Below are 18,678 nucleotides of genomic sequence, written 5' to 3'. Positions count from 1 at the left end.
GGTCATCCGCGAGTCGCGGTGTGCGGGTGCTCCAGAGGAGGAGCCTCAGACCCAGATGGAGGGCGAGGCGGTCCAGGGGCGAGGTCCGGGTGTCGCGGCTCGGGAGCCGCAGCGTATCGGGGAGGCCCGATGGGCGCTGCGGCGCAAGAAGGGTATTCATGATTGCTCTTTCCGGTTGTGAAAGGGATGCCTCGGCAGGCGCCGGAGGCGGGGATGTCATGCCGCAGCACGACGGGACGGAAGTAGGGGACGCGCGCTCAGCACCGCGAAGCGGATGCGGCGCAGCAGACGGATGTCGCCCGGAAGCGGGCAGACTCGTCCCCTGCGGGGATCAGATGGCGGCGGGGAAGCGGCCGCTCAGTACCGCGCCGAAGGAGAGGGTCCCCGACGCGACGGCACGAATCGCTCCGCCATCACGGGCGGCGATTCCAGTGGGGTTCATCAGCATCATCGGGGGACCTCCTTTCTCGACTTCAGACGCGGAGAGTGACGTTACCGCTAGCCGGAGTCCTGCGTCAAGCGAATTCGCAGATTCGGTGTCCGCATGGCGTGTCGCGGCATCCGATCTCCGCGGCCCGTCTGCCGGGTCGGAGCGCTGCGCTCCGGTAGCGTAGGCGGGTAATCGACCGGGTGGGGGCGGATCCATGCACCTGAAGAGCCTGACGCTCAAAGGGTTCAAGTCGTTCGCCCAGCCGACGACCTTCGCACTCGAGCCCGGAGTGACCTGCATCGTCGGTCCCAACGGCTCGGGCAAGTCGAACGTGGTCGACGCCCTCGCGTGGGTGATGGGGGAGCAGGGGGCCAAGACGCTTCGCGGCGGCAAGATGGAAGACGTCATCTTCGCCGGCACCGCGACGCGCGGGCCGCTCGGGCGTGCAGAGGTGCAGCTCACCATCGACAACAGCGATGGGGCGCTGCCGATCGAGTACGCCGAGGTGACGATCAGTCGCACGCTGTTCCGCAACGGCTCGAGCGAGTACGCCATCAACGGCGAACCCTGCCGGCTGCTCGACGTCCAGGAGCTGCTCAGCGACTCCGGCCTGGGTCGCGAGATGCACGTGATCGTCGGTCAGGGGCGGCTCGACAGCGTTCTGCAGGCGACCCCGGAAGACCGTCGGGGCTTCATCGAGGAGGCCGCCGGCATCCTCAAGCACCGCCGTCGCAAGGAGAAGACGCTCCGCAAGCTCGATGCGATGGAGGCGAACCTCACACGACTGAGCGACCTCGCCGGCGAGCTGCGCCGACAGCTGAAGCCGCTGGGCCGGCAGGCCGAGATCGCGCGGGAGGCGGCGACCATCGCCGCCGTGGTGCGCGATGCGAAGGCGCGGCTCTTCGCCGACGAGATCTCGGGGCTGCGGGCCGAGCTCGCATCGCACGCGCAGAGCGAGCAGGAGCGCCACGCCGAGCGGATGGTGCTGCAGGACAGTCTCGACAACGCCCGCGCGCGCATCGAGCAGCTCGAGACCGACCAGCGCTCCGAGAACGTGGATGCTGCGCGGCGCGTGGCACACGGGCTCGAACGGGTGCAGGAGCGCCTCCGCGGCCTCTACGCCTTGGCGGGCCAGAGACTCGCGCTGCTCGGCGATGCCGAGGACGAGGAGCGGATCGAGTTCACCACGGTGTCGCAGGCGATGATCGACGAGGCGCGTGCCGAGATCGACGCCGTCTCGGATGGCCTCGGCGCCTCGCAGGACGCGGCGGCGGCGGCCGCCCGCGACGTGGTGCGCGCCCGTGCCGAACTCGATGCCCTCGACGCCGACATCGCCGCCCAGAGCGCGCTCGTCTCGGAGCACGACATGCGGATCACGGCGCTGCGGGGGACGGCCGAGGCCGCGGCATCCGCACTCGCCGCCGTGCGCACCGCCGTCGAACGCCAGCAGAAGGCGCTGGACGCCGCGCTCGCACGCCGCGCCGAGACCGAGCAGGTCCTCGCCGGGGTCGACCCCGACGTCGTGCCGGACGCGTCGACGGCCGACCACGCGGCCGCCTACGAGCGCGCGCAGCGCGACGCCGCAGACGCCGAGGCGTCGGTGTCGACGCTGCGCGAACGCCTGCATGCGGCAGAGCGCGAGCGTGAGGCGCTGACCGCCCAGACGGCCGCGCTGAGCCGGGCGCTCGACGTGAAGAACGGCGCCTCCGCGCTGATCGCGCAAGGTCGCGAGGGCGTGCGGGGACTCGTCGGCGACGCGGTGCAGGTCAAGCCCGGGTTCGAGGCGGCCATCGCCGCGGTCCTGGGTCCCATCGCCGAAGGTGTGCTCGTCGACGACCGTGCGAGCGCCTTCGCCGTGGCGGGAGCGGCACGCGAGGCCGAGGCCGGCATGGTCGACATCGTCATCGCGGAGGCCGTCACGAGCCCGCCGGCGTTTCCCGAGCTTCGCGGCGTGGTTCCGGCGCGCGACGTGGTGACCGCCCCTGAGGGCGTGCTCGGGCTGCTGTCGTACGTGGTGGTCGTCGACGACCTCGAGACCGCGCGAGAAGCCGGGCCCCGGCTGGCGGACGCCGGACTCGGCGGCCCGCTGACGCTGGTGACCCGCCGTGGTGAGGTCTACACCGAGTACTCGCTCCGGGCGGGTGCCGGTTCGTCTCGTTCTCGGCTGGAGCTTGCCGCGGAACGGGATGCCGCAGCCGAACGCCGCGATGAGATCACCGTCGTGGCGGAGTCGCTGCGGGAGGCGCTCGGCGACGCGACCCGCGGGCTCGAGTCCGCGCGCCAACGCACCAAGACGACGCTCGCCACCCTCCGCGAGCACGATGCCGCCCTCGCCGCCCACGCGGAGCAGGTCAATCGCGCCACGGTGCGCCACGAGGCTGCCGTTGCCGAGTGCGACCGGCTCGCTGCCGGCGTCGAGCAGGCGGCGGCCGCGGTCGAGGAGGCGGAGGGCTCGGCACGCTCCGCCGAGGATCAGCTGACGGCGGCGCTCGAAGCCCCGCGACCGATCCTCGATGCGTCTGCGCGCGAGGGCATGCTTGCCGAGCTCGAAGCGGCGCGTGACGCCGAGATGCGTGCGCGATTGGATGTCGAGACCCTGCGTGAGCGCATCCGCGCCGGAGAGGCGCGTGTGGTCGGACTCGAACGCCAGCGCGAGCGGGAGCGGGAGGCCGCCGCTGAGGCCGCGCGACGCGCCGTCGTGCGCAGGGCACAGCGCGAGATCGCCGCCGGCGTGGCCGGCCAGCTGCCCGCCGTCATCGACTCCGTCGACCGCTCACTGGCGCAGGCGCGAGCCGAGCTCGCCGCCGCAGAGTCCGAGCGCACGGCGGTGACCACCGAACTCGGTGAGCTGCGTGCGCAGGAGAGCGCCGTGCGCGAGAGGCTGGCCGGGCTCACCGAGAGCGTGCACACCCTCGAGCTGCAGATCCACGAGAAGCGGCTGCACGTGGGAGGTCTGCTGGAACGCGTGCAATCCGAGCTGGGACTCGGTGAAGACATTCTGATTTCGGAATATGGTCCGGACCAGCCCGTTCCCGTTGCTGCAGACGTCGAGTCCGCCCGGCCCGACGTCGAGGCCGCGGATCCTGACGGTCACGGAGACGCCGCCGCCGTGCGCACTGTTCCGTACGACCGTGCGCAGCAGCGCCGGCGGCTGCAGGAGGCCGAACGCAAGCTCGCGCAGCTCGGACGCGTCAATCCGCTGGCGCTGGAGGAGTTCGAAGCCCTCGAGCAGCGTCACAGGTTCATGACGGAGCAGCTCGCCGACCTCACCCAGACCCGCAAGGACCTGCTGACGATCATCGAGGAACTCGACGAACGGATGCAGTCGATCTTCCTCGCGGCGTTCGAAGACACGAAGGTGGCGTTCGGGGAGGTGTTCCCCATCCTGTTCCCGGGCGGAACCGGATCGATCTCGCTGACCGATCCCGAGTCACCGCTGACCACGGGGATCGAAGTCGCGGTGCGTCCGGTGGGCAAGAAGATCGAGCGGCTCTCACTCCTCTCCGGCGGAGAGCGTTCGCTCGCCGCGGTCGCGCTGCTGACGGCGATCTTCAAGGCCCGGCCGAGTCCCTTCTACATCCTGGACGAGGTCGAGGCAGCGCTCGACGACGCCAACCTCGGCCGCCTTCTCGGGGTCTTCGAGCAGCTGCGGGCGTCCAGCCAGCTCATCGTCATCACGCACCAGAAGCGCACGATGGAGATCGCGGACGCGCTGTACGGGGTGTCGATGCGGCAGGACGGCGTGTCGGCGGTCGTGGGGCAGCGGATCGTGGAGCGTGCCGCCTCCTGAACGCCATCCACCGCCGCAGGGGCAGCAACCGCGCGCCTGCGGCCGGAGGAGTAGCGTTCGGCGTATGCAGACCTCAGCGCCTGCGGCGGCGGCGGGCGTCGTCCTCGCGGCATTCCTCTTGACCGCGTGCACGCCCGATGTGTCCGGTGCCCGGCGCGCCACGCCGGAGCCCACGGAATCCGCGTCCGACGCGGCGACACCGGAGCCGACGGAGGCAGACGGCGAGCCCCCCACCGACATCACGTTCGAGGCCGGTGCGGACCTGGATCCCGCACTCTGGGTCGTCGGCTGGGACGACCGGCTGATGGCCGCCGACGAACGATTCGCGGTGTCGTCGCCGGACGACGGCAACGGCAGCTGGGCGTACCTCGATGGACAGACCCAGTGCACGATTGCGTTCTATCAAGGGGCCATCACCGATCTCGAACTCGGCGCGGACGACCGCGCGAGCACCGACAACATGCTCGCCGCGGTGCTGAGCACACAGATCCCCGGAGTGACGCCGGCCGACGTCAGTGCGAACGCGTCCGATGATCACGTCGCCCAGACGACCCAGGAGGGCACGGTCGAGATCCGCATGGTCGGGGGCAGCGGCGGGGCAGGGGGCGACGACGCGAGCTGGAGCGAGTTCGGTCGCACCTTCGGGGCGCTGGGCACCTCACTGGTCGTCAACGTGGAGTGCCCGGCCGGTCAGGACATCGGCACCCAGGTCACGGGCCTGCTGGACGAGTACGTCGGCATCGCGGTGGCTCCCGCGTCGGACTGACGGTGTCCGGCACTTAGGCTGGGGGGATGGCAGAGAGCTCCTGGTCGCTCGGCCGCGCGCTGCGCGGCATGTTCGTCAAGCCCACGATCGACGAGACCACCTGGGACGACCTCGAGACCGCGCTGCTGACGGCGGACTTCGGCCCGGACATCACCGAGCGCATCATCGATGAGCTGCGCGCCAAGGTCGAGCGGTACCGCACGACCGACCCGCGCGACCTCCAGCGGATGCTCAAGGAGACGCTGGAGGAGCACTTCGCGAAGTTCGACACCACTCTGCGCCTCACGGAGCGGCCGGCCGTCGTGCTGGTCGTCGGTGTGAACGGGGTCGGCAAGACCACGACGATCGGCAAGTTCGCGAAGTTCCTGCAGCGCTACGGGCGATCGGTCGTCGTCGGCGCGGCCGACACCTTCCGGGCCGCGGCGGTCGACCAGCTGGCGACCTGGGCCGAGCGAGGCGGGGCCGCGATCGTGCGCCCCCAGCAGGAGGGCCAGGATCCGGCATCCGTCGCCTTTCAGACCATCGAGTACGCCAAGAGCACCGGCACCGAGATCGTGCTGGTGGACACGGCGGGGCGCCTGCACACCAAGGGCGGCCTGATGGACGAGCTCAGCAAGATCCGCCGCGTCATCGAGAAGCAGGCGCCGATCAGCGAGGTGCTGCTGGTGCTCGATGCGACCACCGGGCAGAACGGGGTCATGCAGGCGCAGGCGTTCCTCGAGCATGCCGGCGTGACCGGGCTCGTGCTGACGAAGCTCGACGGCTCCGCCAAGGGTGGATTCGTTCTGGCCGTGCAGGAGCGCACCGGGATTCCGGTGAAGCTGCTGGGTCAGGGCGAGGGCATCGGCGACCTCACCGGCTTCACGCCGCACGTGTTCGCGGCATCCCTCGTGGACTGATTCCGCCGCCGCGGCGGACCGAATCCGCGCCATGCCGTGTTCGGGCTATCGCCGACGCGCTCCGTGCGGTTTCATGGGGGAATGGCGATCGAGCACGACTACTTCGGACTCCTCGAATCGGGGCCTGACGGATCGATCTTCTGGTCGGAGAACGTGGAGTTGGGCGACCAGTCGGTCACCGTCGACCTGACGGCGCCCGACCAGGACGATGTGTCGGAAGCGGCGCTCGACGTGGCGGCCGCGCTCATCGCGTCGCTCGAAGACATCGACCGGAGTGCCCGCAATTCGATGGTCGACGAACTGAACGATCGCACCAGCGAGGTGACCGAGTACATCCTGCAGCAGCAGGAGGCGCTGGGGGAGGCGCTCGAAGACACGCTCGTCGACATCTCCGGAGACATCCAGATCGATGTGATCCGCTCCCTGCAGCTCATGAGCATGACGATCCTCGCTGATGAGCACGGCGGCTCGGACCCCTTCGCCGTGCTGGAATACGCGCTCGACCCCGACGCGACCGACGATGTGCTGCTCGTCAACCTCGACTCGGGTGGCGCGGTGCTGTCGGTGACGAGCGCAGACTGACCGCCACCGTCAGACCGCCGCGGATCAGACGGCCTGCGCGAAGCCGCGGTCGACGTGCACGTCCTCCGCGATGTGCGCGAGATGCGCCGGGATGTCGCGGCCCTTGGACAGCATCGACTGCGCCCACAGACGTCCTGCGCGGTACGACGAGCGCACGAGCGGTCCCGCGAGCACGCCGAGGAAGCCGATGCGCTCCGCCTCGTCCTTGAACTCGACGAACTCCTGCGGCTTCACCCAGCGGGCGACGGGAAGGTGACGGGGTGACGGCCGGAGGTACTGCGTGATCGTGATGATGTCGGTGCCGGCCGCGTGGAGGTCTTCCAGCGCCTGCACGACCTCTTCGGGCTCTTCACCCATGCCCAGGATGAGGTTCGACTTGGTGATGAGTCCGGCGTCCCGGGCCTGGGTCAGGACGTCGAGCGAGCGCTCGTAGCGGAAGGCCGGCCGGATCCGCTTGAAGATGCGGGGCACGGTCTCGACGTTGTGCGCGAAGACCTCGGGGCGGCTGTCGAACACCTCGCCCAGCAGGGCAGGGTCGCCGTTGAAGTCGGTCGCGAGGATCTCCACGCCCGTGCCGGGATTCATGGCGTGGATCTGCCGCACCGTCTCGGCGTGCAGCCACGCTCCGCCGTCGGCCAGGTCGTCGCGGGCGACACCGGTCACCGTCGCGTAGCGCAGGTTCATGCGCACGACGCTGTCGGCGACGCGACGAGGCTCATCGGTGTCGTAGTCGGCCGGCTTGCCGGTGTCGATCTGGCAGAAGTCGCAGCGGCGGGTGCACTGGGACCCCCCGATGAGGAACGTGGCCTCGCGGTCCTCCCAGCACTCGTAGATGTTCGGGCAGCCGGCTTCCTGGCAGACGGTATGCAGCTCTTCGCTCTTCACGAGGGAGTGCAGCGCCTGATACTCGGGACCCATCTTGGCCTTGGTCTTGATCCACTCGGGCTTGCGCTCGATGGGCGTCTGCGCGTTGCGCACCTCGAGGCGCAGGAGCTTGCGTCCGTCGGGGCCTGATGCCGGAGCGGCGCCGGCGTCCTGGCCGGTCGTGCCGCCGGTGCCGCAGGCGCTCATGCGGGCACCGCCGCGAAGTCCTCGGTGAACACGTGGCTCACCGTGTCGACGACATCCCGGGGGGCGATCTCGGCGCCTGCGACCTCGCTGATCGTCGTGACTCCGGCATCCGTGATCCCACAGGGGATGATGCCGCGGAAGCCGGCGAGGGAGTTGTCGCAGTTGAGCGCGAATCCGTGCATGGTCACGCCCCGCTGGACGCGCACGCCGATCGCCGCGACCTTGTCTTCGCCGAGCGGGCGGCGCACCCAGACGCCGCTGCGGCCCTCGACGCGGTAGCCCTCGATGTCGAACCGGCGCAGAACGTCGATCAGGAGGTGCTCGATCCGCCGCACATGGGCGACGACGTCCACCGGCTCGCGAAGCCGCACGATGGGGTAGCCCACGAGCTGACCGGGTCCGTGCCAGGTGATCTTGCCGCCCCGATCGACATCCACCACGGGCGTGCCGTCCGTCGGCCGCTCGTGTCTGGCGGTTCGTGCGCCCGCTGTGTACACCGGCTCGTGCTCGAGCAGCAGGAGAGTGTCGGGGCGCGTATCGGCCACGACATCGGCGTGGATGCTGCGCTGCAGCGCCCAGCCATCGAGGTACGGCACGTAGTCGGGGGATAGGCCGACGGTCTGGATGTCGAGCATCGCACTCCTCAGTCGTTCGCTCGTGGCGATTGATGAACCGCGTCCAACAATACATACCTCGGTGGCGATCTGCGCCGGCCCTGTCGCACCGCAATGCCTTCGTGTCGCAGGCCGGCCGGCTCTAAGGTGGCTTCATGTCCACCGAGCCCCGCGCAGGACGGCCCAAGGCGTCCTCCCGCGAGACCATCGCCGAAGCGGCGTGCGAGCTCTTCCTCGAGCAGGGCTACGAGCAGACCTCGATCATCGACATCGCGAGCCGCGCCGGCGTCAGCCGTTCGAGCTTCTTCAACTACTTCTCGTCGAAGTCCGACGTCCTGTGGTCCGGCCTCGACGAGCGCCTCGCGGTGTTCGAGCAGCGGTTGTCGAGTGATGGCGGAACGGATGCCGCGGCCGTCGTCCGCCGCGAGACCCTCGCCGTCGCCGATTCCTTCGCGCCCGACAGCCTCGCGCTCGGCATCGTCAACGCCGTCGCGATGGGCCTCGAGGCGGAGTACGAGCGCGACGCGGCGCTGCGAAGAGCACGCGTGGCGCGCGCGGTGTCGTCACGCTTGGTGCGCGGCGGCGCCGACCGCCTGAGTGCCGAGGTCGCAGGGGCCGCGTGGGGCGGTGCCGTCCTCGCTGCGATCGAAGCCTGGGCGCACGACGGCGCCGGACGCACATCGTTGTCGCGTTTCCTGTCGCTCGCGGCAGATGCGGCGGCGCCGATGTCGTCTGACGGCCCGGTGGGGGAGGTGGCCCAGTTGCGCGTGGTGGTGCAGGCCTCGGCCTTCGAGCAGACGCTGGCGTTCTATCGCGATGTCGTCGGCATGCCGCAGGCGGAGGCCTACGAGGCCGAGGGCGGCGCGCGGGTCGCGATCCTCGACGCCGGCCGCGCGACGCTCGAGATCGCCAATCCCGCGCAGGTCGAGTTCATCGACCGGGTCGAGACCGACGGCGACGCACCGAGCGACCGCATCCGGCTGGCTCTCGAGGTCGCCGACACCGACGCCGCGGTCGCACGCCTCGATGAGGGCGGCGCCGAGATCGAGGCATCCGCGCGCGTGACACCGTGGAACTCCCGCAACGCGCGCCTGCGCGGTCCCGCGGGCCTGCAGCTCACGCTCTTCCAGGAGCTCGACCCCACGGAATAGCACCGTGGTGGACGCATCGCCGTCTGGTGGACAGGTACGGGGTAGAACACCCTCGACACTGGAGGCACCATGACCCCCGATCCGCTCGACGAGCTGCTCGATCGCTCTGCGCCGGTCACCCGCACGGCCGACGATGCCGCGCTGCGCGCCATGGTGGCTGCCGCAGCCCGCGAGGTGCCGCGCCGACGGCGACGACGTCGGGTGGGGATCGCGGCCGGCGCGCTCGCGGCGGTGCTGATCGGCGGTGCGGGTGTCGCCACGGCGACGGACGGTTTCCCGTGGGCGCCATGGGCGCAGGATCCGCTGGGCGCGGTGTCGTTCACGATGGACAGCGGGTTCGCTTGCGAGCTGCGGTTCTCTCCGTTCGCAGGTGGTGCCGATCCGATCTTCGTCGGCCAGGCGAACGCGATCCTCGAAGACTGGTACCGCACCACCGATGTGCCGGCCGCCGCGAAGGCGCACCTCGATCAGACGATCCGGGACCACGACTTCGACATGACTCTGATGCTCGAGCCGGGTGAGACATGGGAGTCGCTTCCGCCCGAGGAGGCCCAGCATCGACGGTGGGCGACGGAGTGGCTTCTCTGGGATCTGGTCGTCTCCGATCTCGAGAGTGAGGAGCTCGAGACGCGCGGTATCGCTCGCGACGACGCGCGCTTCGCCGACAGCACGCGCAGCGGCCAGATCCAGTGCTTCGACGAGGACGGCGAGCCCTACGTCCCCGGTGCCGGCTCGTGACGCGGGACGACGCGCATCTCACCGCGACGCTGGGTGCGGCATCCGCAGATCTCCTTGCGTATCTGCAGCGGCGCGCCGGCCTCGACGATGCCCCCGACCTTCTCGGCGAGACGATGGTCGTCGCCTGGCGTCGCGTCGACGACCTGCCCTCCGATCCCGAGAGGGCGCGGATGTGGCTGTTCGGCATCGCCCGCAAGACGCTCCTCAATCACGCGCGGGGCGAGCGGCGGCGGTGGGCGCTCGCCGATCGGATCCGCGGGCAGGCGGGAACGGATGCCGCGTCTCCGGCCGCCGACGAGGGTACCGAGGTCCGCGACGCCATCGCACGGCTCGACCCCGATCTCGCCGAGCTCGTGCGGCTCGTCCACTGGGAGAGGTTCTCGCTCGCGGAGGCGGCCGAGGTGCTCGGCATCCCGGCATCCACCGCTCGCGGGCGGTACGCGAAGGCGAAGGAGGCGCTCCGCTCGGTGCTCCGGGTCGACGTGGCCGGATGAGAACAGGGGAGCGGCGGCACGCGGCATCCGCTCGCGTAGAATCGGGGAATCATGGCGACTTTCGGCACCCTCTCCGACCGGCTCACCGAGACCTTCCGCAACCTCCGCAAGAAGGGGCAGCTCACGCCCGCGGATGTCGACGGCACCGTCCGCGAGATCCGGCGCGCCCTGCTCGACGCCGACGTGGCGCTGCCCGTCGTCAAGGAGTTCACCGCCAAGGTGCGCGAGCGCGCCCTCGGCGACGAGGTGAGCAAGGCGCTGAACCCGGCGCAGCAGGTCGTGCAGATCGTCAACGAGGAGCTCGTGGCGATCCTGGGCGGCGAGCAGCGCCGGCTGCAGTTCGCCAAGAACCCGCCGACGGTGATCATGCTCGCCGGTCTGCAGGGCTCCGGTAAGACGACCTTCGCCGGCAAGCTCGCCAGGATGCTCGAGAAGGACGGCCACACGCCGCTCCTCGTCGCCGCCGACCTCCAGCGCCCCAACGCCGTCAACCAGCTGCAGGTCGTCGCCGAACGCGCGGGCGCCGCCATCTACGCTCCCGAGCCCGGCAACGGCACCGGCGACCCGGTCAAGGTCGCGAAGGACGGAGTCGAGGTCGCGCGCCGCCAGCAGCACGACGTCGTCATCATCGACACCGCCGGCCGCCTCGGCGTCGACGCCGAGCTCATGAAGCAGGCCGCCGACATCCGCAAGGCGACGGATCCCGACGAGGTGCTGTTCGTCATCGACGCGATGATCGGACAGGATGCCGTCAACACGGCGAAGGCGTTCCAGGACGGCGTCGACTTCACCGGCGTCGTGCTGTCGAAGCTCGACGGCGACGCTCGCGGTGGTGCGGCCCTCTCGGTGGCCTCTGTCACCGGCCGCCCCATCATCTTCGCGTCCACCGGCGAGGGACTCGACGACCTCGAGGCGTTCCACCCGGACCGCATGGCGTCGCGCATCCTCGACCTCGGTGACATCCTCACCCTCATCGAGCAGGCGCAGCAGGCGTTCGACGAGGAAGAGGCGCTCAAGGTCGCGGAGAAGCTCGCGACCGAGCAGTTCACCCTCGAAGACTTCCTCGTCCAGATGCAGCAGATGCGCAAGATGGGCTCGATGAAGAAGATGCTCGGGATGCTGCCGGGCATGGGCTCGATGAAGCAGCAGCTCGACGACTTCGATGAGCGCGAGATCGACCGCACCGAGGCGATCATCCGCTCGATGACCCCGGCCGAGCGTCGCAACACGAAGCTGCTCAACGGCTCTCGGCGGCTGCGCATCGCGCGCGGCTCGGGCATGACGGTGACCGACGTCAACCAGCTCGTGCAGCGGTTCGACCAGGCGGCCAAGATGATGAAGACGGTCGCCCGCGGTGGCGTCCCCAACATCCCCGGCATGGGCCCGATCCCCGGCGCAGGCCGGCCGGGCGCCTCGTCCAAGCGCGGCAAGCAGCAGAAGGCGAAGGGCTCCCGTTCGGGCAACCCGGCCAAGCGCGCGGCCGAGAACGCGGGTGCCCTCACCGAAGCCGCGCAGGCGCCCACGGGCTCGGGCTTCGGGCTGGGCGGCGGCGGCGCGAAGGGCGCGCCGACCGAGGCGGACCTCGCCGAACTGCAGAAGATGCTGGGTCGCGGCTGACGACGGCGCCCACCAGGTGCCGCGGGCCGCGGCATCCGTCGCTCCGCAGCTGTCAGGGTCAGTGGCCGAGCGCCGCGAGGTGCTCGCGCAGTGTCGGGCCGGAGCGGAACTCGCCGACCAGGTGCCGGACGACCTCGCGCAGGTCGCCGTCTGCCGCATCCGCGACCGCGAGCTGGCGCGAGTAGCTCGCGCCGCCGCTCAGGATCGATTCGATCCCGGCGAGCTCGCGGGAGCACTTGAGCTCCACGGCGATGTCCGCCACCTCTGCCAGCGTTTCGCGCAGGTGCTCCGAGACGAGTCGCTGCGTGCCGCGGTGATCGACGATGACGCGCGCGTCGAGACCGTAGCGCGCCGCGCGCCACTTGTTCTCGCGGATGAACCAGGGCTGGATCGTCTGGAGGGGAAGGCCCTCGTCGAGCCGGCGCGAGAAGTACTCCACCAGCACCTGCACCAGCGCGGAGACCGCCGCGAGCTCGGGAAGCGTCGACATGCCGTCGCACGCACGCACCTCGATCGTGCCCCACCGGGGCGCCGGGCGGATGTCCCAGCGCACCTCGGTCGCATCCTCCATGACGCCCGTTCCCACCATGTCGTCGAGGTAGCCCTCGAACTCGCTCCAGTCCTGCAGCGGCCAGGGCAGACCGGCGGTGGGCAGCTGCTGGAAGACCAGGGCACGGTTGGACGCATAGCCGGTGCGCTCACCCGCCCAGAACGGGCTCGATGCCGACAGTGCCTGCAGGTGGGGCAGGTACACGGCGAGGGCATTGATGATGGGGAAGACCTTGTTGACGTCCTCGACGCCCACGTGGATGTGGATGCCCCAGATCATCATGTTGCGTCCCCACCACTGCGTGCGCTCGATGAGCTTGTGATAGCGGGTCTTGTCGGTGACGCTCTGGTCGTACCACTGGGCGAACGGGTGGCTGCCCGCGCACAGCAGGTCGATGCCGTGGGGATCGGTGAAGGTGCGTAACTCCGCGATCGCGTCGGCGATGTCGTCGACGGCCGATGCGACCGTGTCGCCGATGCCGCTCGTCACCTCGACGGTGTTCGTCAGCAGTTCGCCGGTGACGGTGTAGCGCTCGAGACTCGAGCGTTCCTCGAGTGCGGCGAGCAGGTCGGGAGCACGGGGGATGAGGTCTCCCGTCGCGGTGTCGGCGAGCATGAGCTCCCACTCCATGCCGACGGACGAGCGGGCGGATGTCGCGAAGGGCACCGTCATGGGCACAGTCTGGCATGCGGATGCCGCGACCCGGCCGGTTCGCAACGCGCGTTGTCACGCGCGCACGCGCGCCGGACCTCAGCCGCGACTGCCGTTCATCGAGGTACGGCGTAGACATCCACGCCGTCGTCCCCGATCGTGAAGACCAGACCCTGCCCGTCGACCTCACGCACCACTGAGGGAGGCACGCCGTCCACCTCGCAGACGACGTCCGACCAGCCCCCGCCGCCGTAGTTCGCCCTGATGAGAAGGCACCGGCCGCTTCCGTCCTGCCGTTCCGCAGTCCAGGGATGTATCTCCCCGACGCTCTGGTATCCCTGCGCTGATCCGGAGTCGATGCCGTTCTCGTCCAACCAGGCGCCCGCTCCGAGAAGTACCCGCACCGTCAGCACCGGGTCCGGTGGCAGTGTCAGGAAGGCCCCGGGGGCGGGCGCAAGGACGGCAGGCAGCCGGGTCACCGTGCCGCCGGTGGGCACCTGGACCACCTCGCCGGGTCCCGGTATCGGGGTCGGCTGAACCTCTTCGGTCAACGTGGGTGTCGGAGTCGGGTCGGCAGCGGGGTCGGTCTGACGCCCGCTGTAGAAAGCGGTCGATGTGACAGCGGCGATCGTTCCGGCGACGAGCACCATGGCGAGCCCTGCTGCCCAGCGGGTACGAGTCGACCCTGCGGGCCGGATCCGCTGCGCGCCGGCGATCAGCACGTCCCTCATGTCGTCGTGCTCGCGAGGTGTGAGCTCATCGTTCATTGCGCCGTCTCCATCCCCGCGAGCTCGCTGCGCAGCCGTGCCTTCGCACGCGAGAGCCGGGACTTGACGGTCCCGATCGGGATGCCCAGCGCGGTCGCGGCCTCGTGCTCGGGAAAGCCCTGCATGATCGTCAGCACCACGACGCTCTGCTCCTTCTCGGGCAGTCGACGCAGCGCCGCCAGGACGCCGGTCTCATCGCCGGCCCGGACTTCGGCGACGGGCTCAGAGTCGCGCGCGCGTCCGAGAAGAACCCGATAGCGGCGCGCAGAACGTTCGAGGTTGCGCGCCGTGTTCGACACGGTGTTGAGCAGCCAGGGCAACGGCGACCCGTCGACCAGACGCACCGCGGTGCGTCGCCGCCACAGTTCGAAGAACGCGATCGTCACCGCATCCTTGGCGTCCTCCCGAGCGGTGAGCAGCCGAACGGCGTGGCGGAACAGCCGTGCTTCGTGACGGTCGAACAGCCGCGCGAGGCCGAGGGAGTCGCCCTCGAGGAGCGCCCTCCAATCGGCGGCGTCGTCATCGTTCATACCCTGTAATGTCCGTTCGGGCCTGAATGGTTCACACGGCCTTCGAAGGAACCGGCCGCACGCGTCGTCATCCGTCTCCGGGTAAGCGGCCGGCGGCTCCGCCGCGCGGTGCTCGGGAACCCGACTGGTTCGCGGCGCACGCCGTCATCTGGCAGAATAGAGGGCTGGACCACCCGCTCGACCCTCTATCCGGCGTGGCGGTCCTCCTTCTGAGCTTCCGCCGGGTGTGCACCCCACTCCCCAGGCGACCAGTTCGTTCACTTTCCACACATTCAGGAGAATCGTGGCTGTCAAGATTCGTCTCAAGCGCCTCGGCAAGATCCGTGCGCCCTACTACCGCATCGTCGTGGCCGACTCGCGCACCAAGCGCGACGGCCGTGTCATCGAAGAGATCGGCAAGTACCACCCCACCGAGGAGCCCTCGTTCATCGAGGTCGACTCCGAGCGTGCACAGTACTGGCTGAGCGTCGGTGCGCAGCCGACCGAGCAGGTCACCGCGCTGCTGAAGCTCACCGGCGACTGGGGCAAGTTCAAGGGCGACAAGGACGCGGTCTCCACGGTGAAGACCCGCGAGGAGAAGCCCGCGTTCGAGATCGACTCCTCGAAGAAGTCGGTCGTCAAGCCGAAGGCGGAGAAGAAGGCCGAGGCTCCTGCCGACGAGGCCGCCGCCGAGTCCGCAGAGTAATCCGTTGCTCGCCGCCGCGCTCGAACACGTCGTCAAGGGGATCGTCGATCACCCGGACGACGTCCGCATCGACTCGTCCACGTCGCCCCGGGGTGACGTGCTCGAAGTGCACGTCCACCCCGAGGACCGGGGTCGCGTGATCGGGCGCGGCGGCCGCACGGCCAAAGCCCTGCGCACCCTCATCGCCGCTCTCGCCGACGGACGCCGGGTGCGCGTCGACGTCGCGGACGACTGAGGTGTCGGACGAGAACACCGCGGGATCGGGCGCAGACGCCCGCAAGCCCGTGAACGCCGTTCCCCCGACAGGCAAGACGCAGCTGCGGGTCGGTCGCCTCGTCAAGGCGCATGGACTCAAGGGCGCCATCAAGCTCGAGCTGTACACGGACGATCCCGAGGGGCGTTTCGTCCCCGGTGCCACGTTCACCCTGCAGGTCCCGGAGTCGTCGCCGTGGCACGGCAAGCCGCTCACGGTGCGCGAGTTCCGCTGGATGAACAGCCACCCCGTCGCCTTCTTCGACGGTGTCGACGATCGCGAAGCGGCCGAGGAGCTCCTCCGTGCGATCCTCTGGGTCGATCAGGATCTCGAGGCCACGCCCACCGAGGATGACGCCTGGTTCGACCATCAGCTCGTGGGTCTCGACGTCGTGCGCGACGGCCAGGTCATCGGCAAGGTCGCCCGCGTCGACCACATGCCGGCGCAGGATCTGCTGATCGTCAAGGTGCGCGACGAGGAAGTGCTGGTGCCCTTCGTCAAGGCGATCGTGCCGGAGGTCGACGTTGCCGGCGGCCGCGTCATCGTGACCCCGCCCGCAGGGCTGTTCGAGGAGCTGTCCGACGACAGCTCCGAGGACACCGACGACAGCTCCGACGACGCCGACCAGAGCGCTGAAGCGCCGACGTCCGGCACCCCCGACACCACCGACTGACACGGTCTCACGCAGCGCCTGCGGCCCCCGTGCAGCAGATGTGATCTGCGGGTAACACGGCGGGAAACGTCCCGGAACGTCCGTCCCGGATCATCGAGGCATGGGCGAAGTACGCACCGTGTGCTCCTACTGCGGCGTCGGCTGCGGTATCTCGGTGACGACCTCCGATGCCGGGGCGGGGCATCCGCTCGCCATCAAGGTGGCGGGCGACCGCTCCCACCCCACGAACGCGGGGCGCCTGTGCACCAAGGGCGCCACCCACGCGGAGCTCATGCACGCGCCCGGCCGCATGGCGTCCGCGCATGTGCGTCCCGCGCGGGGCGAGCCGGCCGAGCCGGTGGCGCTGGCGGATGCGGTGACGGATGCCGCGGCCCGCCTGCGCGCGATCCTCGACGAGCACGGGCCTGATGCCATAGCGATGTACGTGTCGGGGCAGATGAGCATGGAGGCGCAGTACCTCTCGAACAAGCTCGTGAAGGGCGCCCTCCGGGGCATCCACATCGAGTCGAACTCCCGCCTCTGCATGGCGTCGGCCGGGACGGGCTACAAGCAGTCGCTCGGCGCGGACGGACCGCCCGGTTCGTACGAGGACTTCGACCACGCCGACCTCTTCTTCGTCATCGGCTCGAACACGGCCGACTGCCATCCGATCCTGTTCCTGCGGATGGCGGACCGCCTCAAGCAGGGCGCCAAGCTGATCGTCGTCGACCCCCGCCGGACCACGACCGCCGACCGTGCCGATCTCTTCCTGCAGATCGCCCCGGGAACCGACCTGGCGCTTCTCAACGGACTCCTGCACCTCCTAGTGGAGGCGGGCGACATCGATGAGGAGTTCATCGCCGCCCACACCGAGGGCTGGGAGCACATGTCGGAGGTGCTCGCCGAGTACCCGCCTGCCCGCGTCGCGGAGCTCACCGGACTCGCCGAGGATGACATCCGCACCGCCGCCCGCTGGATCGGCGAGGCCGACGAGTGGATGACGCTGTGGACGATGGGCCTCAACCAGTCCACGCACGGAACGTGGTCGACCAACGCGATCTGCAACCTCCATCTCGCCACCGGCGCCATCTGCCGGCCGGGTAGCGGGCCGTTCTCGCTGACCGGTCAGCCCAACGCGATGGGCGGGCGCGAGATGGGCTACATGGGGCCCGGTCTGCCGGGCCAGCGCGCCGTGTTCAGCCCAGCGGACCGCGCCTTCGTGGAAGACGTCTGGGGCCTCGAGCCCGGGTCGATCCGCGCTGAATCCGGCGCCGGCACCATCGACATGTTCCGCCGCGCCGCCGAGGGCGAGATCAAGGCGGTGTGGATCGTCTGCAGCAACCCCGTCGCGTCGGTCGCGAACCGCAAGACGGTGATCGAGGCGCTCGAGAACGCCGAGCTCGTCATCGCCCAGGACGTCTACACCGAGACCGCGACCACCGCGTACGCCGACATCCTGCTGCCCGCCACGCTGTGGGTGGAGGCGGACGGCGTCACGGTCAACAGCGATCGCACGCTCACGCTGGTGCGCGACGTGCTGCCTGCCCCGGGAGAGGCCCAGCCTGATTGGCTCATCATCTGCCAGGTGGCGCGCGCGATGGGGTTCGCCGGGTTCGACTTCTCCTCGAGCGACGAGGTCTTCGACGAGATCCGCCGGTTCTGGAATCCGCAGACCGGGTGGGACCTGCGCGGCGTCACGTACGAGCGGCTGCGCGAGACCCCGGTGCAATGGCCCGCGCCGCCGGACGACGCCGCGACGCGGCATCCGATCCGCTATCTCAACGACGGGATCAGCCAGTCGCTGCACGTCCAGGACGACGGCACGGTGCCGCGCCTCGCCTTCGCGACGCCCTCGCGCCGTGCGCAGTTCCTCGCCCGCCCGCACCTGCCGCCTGCCGAGCTGCCCGACGACGACTACCCGTGGGTGCTCAACACGGGCCGGCTTCCCCACCACTGGCACACCCTCACGAAGACGGGCCGCGTCGCGAAGCTGGCGAAGCTGCACCCCGGCCCGTTCGTCGAGGTGCACCCCGTGGATGCCGAGCGCCAGGAGATCGCCGAGGGCGACCTCGTCGAGGTCGCCTCGCGCCGTGGCCGCTTCGTCGTACCGGCGGTGCTGACCGACCGCGTGCAGCCCGGCGGCCTGTTCGCGCCGTTCCACTGGAACGACGAGCACGGCGAGTATGTGACGGTCAACGCGGTGACCAACGACGCGGTCGATCCGCTGTCGGCCCAGCCCGAGTTCAAGTTCGCCGCGGTGACACTGCGCCGAGTGGGCCCGCCGCCCGCCGGTGCGGCCACCGGTTCGGCCGACGAGGCGCTGTCCGCTGCGGGGGTCGATCTCGCGCCGCCGTCGCTCAACGATCTCGAGGGCGCCTACCTCGCCGGCTTCCTCTCGGCGGTGCGCTCGGCGGTGCTCGCCCCCGGCGAGGGCCCGG

The 18,678-nt window shown here is 70.0% G+C and carries 17 protein-coding genes; 12 read left to right on the top strand and 5 right to left on the bottom strand.

What is annotated here, in order from left to right:
* Positions 1 to 644: 644 nt before the first annotated feature.
* The 4 genes from smc (at position 645) to ACI3KY_RS01685 (ending at position 6,467) form a co-directional block, all read left to right on the top strand.
* The gene (gene smc / locus ACI3KY_RS01700; protein WP_404928476.1) at positions 645 to 4,220 is read left to right on the top strand and encodes a chromosome segregation protein SMC; all 3,576 of its coding nucleotides are present in this window, start codon (positions 645 to 647) and stop codon (positions 4,218 to 4,220) included.
* Between the two features lie 64 nt (positions 4,221 to 4,284).
* Positions 4,285 to 4,986: a hypothetical protein gene (locus ACI3KY_RS01695; protein WP_404928475.1), complete on the top strand. Its 702-nt coding sequence runs from the start codon at positions 4,285 to 4,287 to the stop codon at positions 4,984 to 4,986.
* Positions 4,987 to 5,012: 26 nt separating this feature from the next.
* Complete coding sequence (ftsY, locus tag ACI3KY_RS01690) at positions 5,013 to 5,885, top strand: signal recognition particle-docking protein FtsY (protein WP_404928474.1); 873 nt, start codon at positions 5,013 to 5,015, stop codon at positions 5,883 to 5,885.
* A gap of 81 nt (positions 5,886 to 5,966) precedes the next feature.
* On the top strand, positions 5,967 to 6,467 hold the full coding sequence (locus ACI3KY_RS01685) for a DUF2004 domain-containing protein (RefSeq protein ID WP_194415190.1): 501 nt from the start codon (positions 5,967 to 5,969) through the stop codon (positions 6,465 to 6,467).
* 24 nt (positions 6,468 to 6,491) lie between these two features.
* Here the strand turns inward: ACI3KY_RS01685 and lipA are convergent, their stop codons facing one another.
* The gene (lipA, locus tag ACI3KY_RS01680; RefSeq protein WP_404928473.1) at positions 6,492 to 7,538 is read right to left on the bottom strand and encodes a lipoyl synthase; all 1,047 of its coding nucleotides are present in this window, start codon (positions 7,536 to 7,538) and stop codon (positions 6,492 to 6,494) included.
* A complete protein-coding gene (lipB, locus tag ACI3KY_RS01675; RefSeq protein WP_404928585.1) occupies positions 7,535 to 8,185 on the bottom strand; it encodes a lipoyl(octanoyl) transferase LipB in 651 nt (216 codons plus the stop codon). Before lipB ends, lipA begins: the two co-directional genes overlap by 4 nt.
* Before the next feature lie 122 nt (positions 8,186 to 8,307).
* On the opposite strand from lipB, the gene ACI3KY_RS01670 reads away from it, so the two are divergent.
* From ACI3KY_RS01670 to ffh, 4 genes are all read left to right on the top strand, one after another.
* A complete protein-coding gene (locus tag ACI3KY_RS01670; protein WP_404928472.1) occupies positions 8,308 to 9,303 on the top strand; it encodes a TetR family transcriptional regulator in 996 nt (331 codons plus the stop codon).
* A gap of 69 nt (positions 9,304 to 9,372) precedes the next feature.
* On the top strand, positions 9,373 to 10,041 hold the full coding sequence (locus tag ACI3KY_RS01665; RefSeq protein WP_404928471.1) for a hypothetical protein: 669 nt from the start codon (positions 9,373 to 9,375) through the stop codon (positions 10,039 to 10,041).
* Positions 10,038 to 10,535 (top strand): RNA polymerase sigma factor, encoded by a 498-nt coding sequence (locus ACI3KY_RS01660; RefSeq protein WP_404928470.1) that lies wholly within the window; start codon positions 10,038 to 10,040, stop codon positions 10,533 to 10,535. The genes ACI3KY_RS01665 and ACI3KY_RS01660 overlap by 4 nt, the downstream gene beginning before the upstream one ends.
* Positions 10,536 to 10,586: 51 nt before the next feature.
* Positions 10,587 to 12,152 (top strand): signal recognition particle protein, encoded by a 1,566-nt coding sequence (gene ffh, locus ACI3KY_RS01655; RefSeq protein WP_404928469.1) that lies wholly within the window; start codon positions 10,587 to 10,589, stop codon positions 12,150 to 12,152.
* Between the two features lie 58 nt (positions 12,153 to 12,210).
* Here the strand turns inward: ffh and ACI3KY_RS01650 are convergent, their stop codons facing one another.
* The 3 genes from ACI3KY_RS01650 to ACI3KY_RS01640 form a co-directional block, all read right to left on the bottom strand.
* Positions 12,211 to 13,374: a glutamate--cysteine ligase gene (locus ACI3KY_RS01650; RefSeq protein WP_404928468.1), complete on the bottom strand. Its 1,164-nt coding sequence runs from the start codon at positions 13,372 to 13,374 to the stop codon at positions 12,211 to 12,213.
* Between the two features lie 95 nt (positions 13,375 to 13,469).
* Complete coding sequence (locus ACI3KY_RS01645) at positions 13,470 to 14,120, bottom strand: hypothetical protein (RefSeq protein ID WP_404928467.1); 651 nt, start codon at positions 14,118 to 14,120, stop codon at positions 13,470 to 13,472.
* Positions 14,117 to 14,650 (bottom strand): RNA polymerase sigma factor, encoded by a 534-nt coding sequence (locus ACI3KY_RS01640; protein WP_404928466.1) that lies wholly within the window; start codon positions 14,648 to 14,650, stop codon positions 14,117 to 14,119. The genes ACI3KY_RS01645 and ACI3KY_RS01640 overlap by 4 nt, the downstream gene beginning before the upstream one ends.
* A gap of 283 nt (positions 14,651 to 14,933) precedes the next feature.
* Here ACI3KY_RS01640 and rpsP point away from each other — a divergent pair, with 283 nt between their 5' ends.
* From rpsP to ACI3KY_RS01620, 4 genes are all read left to right on the top strand, one after another.
* Entirely contained in the window at positions 14,934 to 15,335 is a 402-nt protein-coding gene (rpsP, locus tag ACI3KY_RS01635) for a 30S ribosomal protein S16 (protein ID WP_194415195.1), read from the top strand.
* A 4-nt stretch (positions 15,336 to 15,339) separates the two neighbouring features.
* Entirely contained in the window at positions 15,340 to 15,570 is a 231-nt protein-coding gene (locus ACI3KY_RS01630; protein ID WP_194415196.1) for an RNA-binding protein, read from the top strand.
* Positions 15,571 to 15,619: 49 nt separating this feature from the next.
* Entirely contained in the window at positions 15,620 to 16,261 is a 642-nt protein-coding gene (rimM, locus tag ACI3KY_RS01625) for a ribosome maturation factor RimM (protein ID WP_404928584.1), read from the top strand.
* A 100-nt stretch (positions 16,262 to 16,361) separates the two neighbouring features.
* Positions 16,362 to 18,678: molybdopterin oxidoreductase family protein (locus ACI3KY_RS01620; RefSeq protein ID WP_404928465.1), on the top strand; the 2,317-nt coding region annotated here is incomplete at its 3' end.

The organism is Microbacterium sp. ZW T2_14, from assembly GCF_044987405.1.
Classification (GTDB): domain Bacteria; phylum Actinomycetota; class Actinomycetes; order Actinomycetales; family Microbacteriaceae; genus Microbacterium.
The sequence above is the reverse complement of the archived record's forward strand: the minus strand, read 5'-3'. Positions and strand labels throughout refer to the sequence as shown.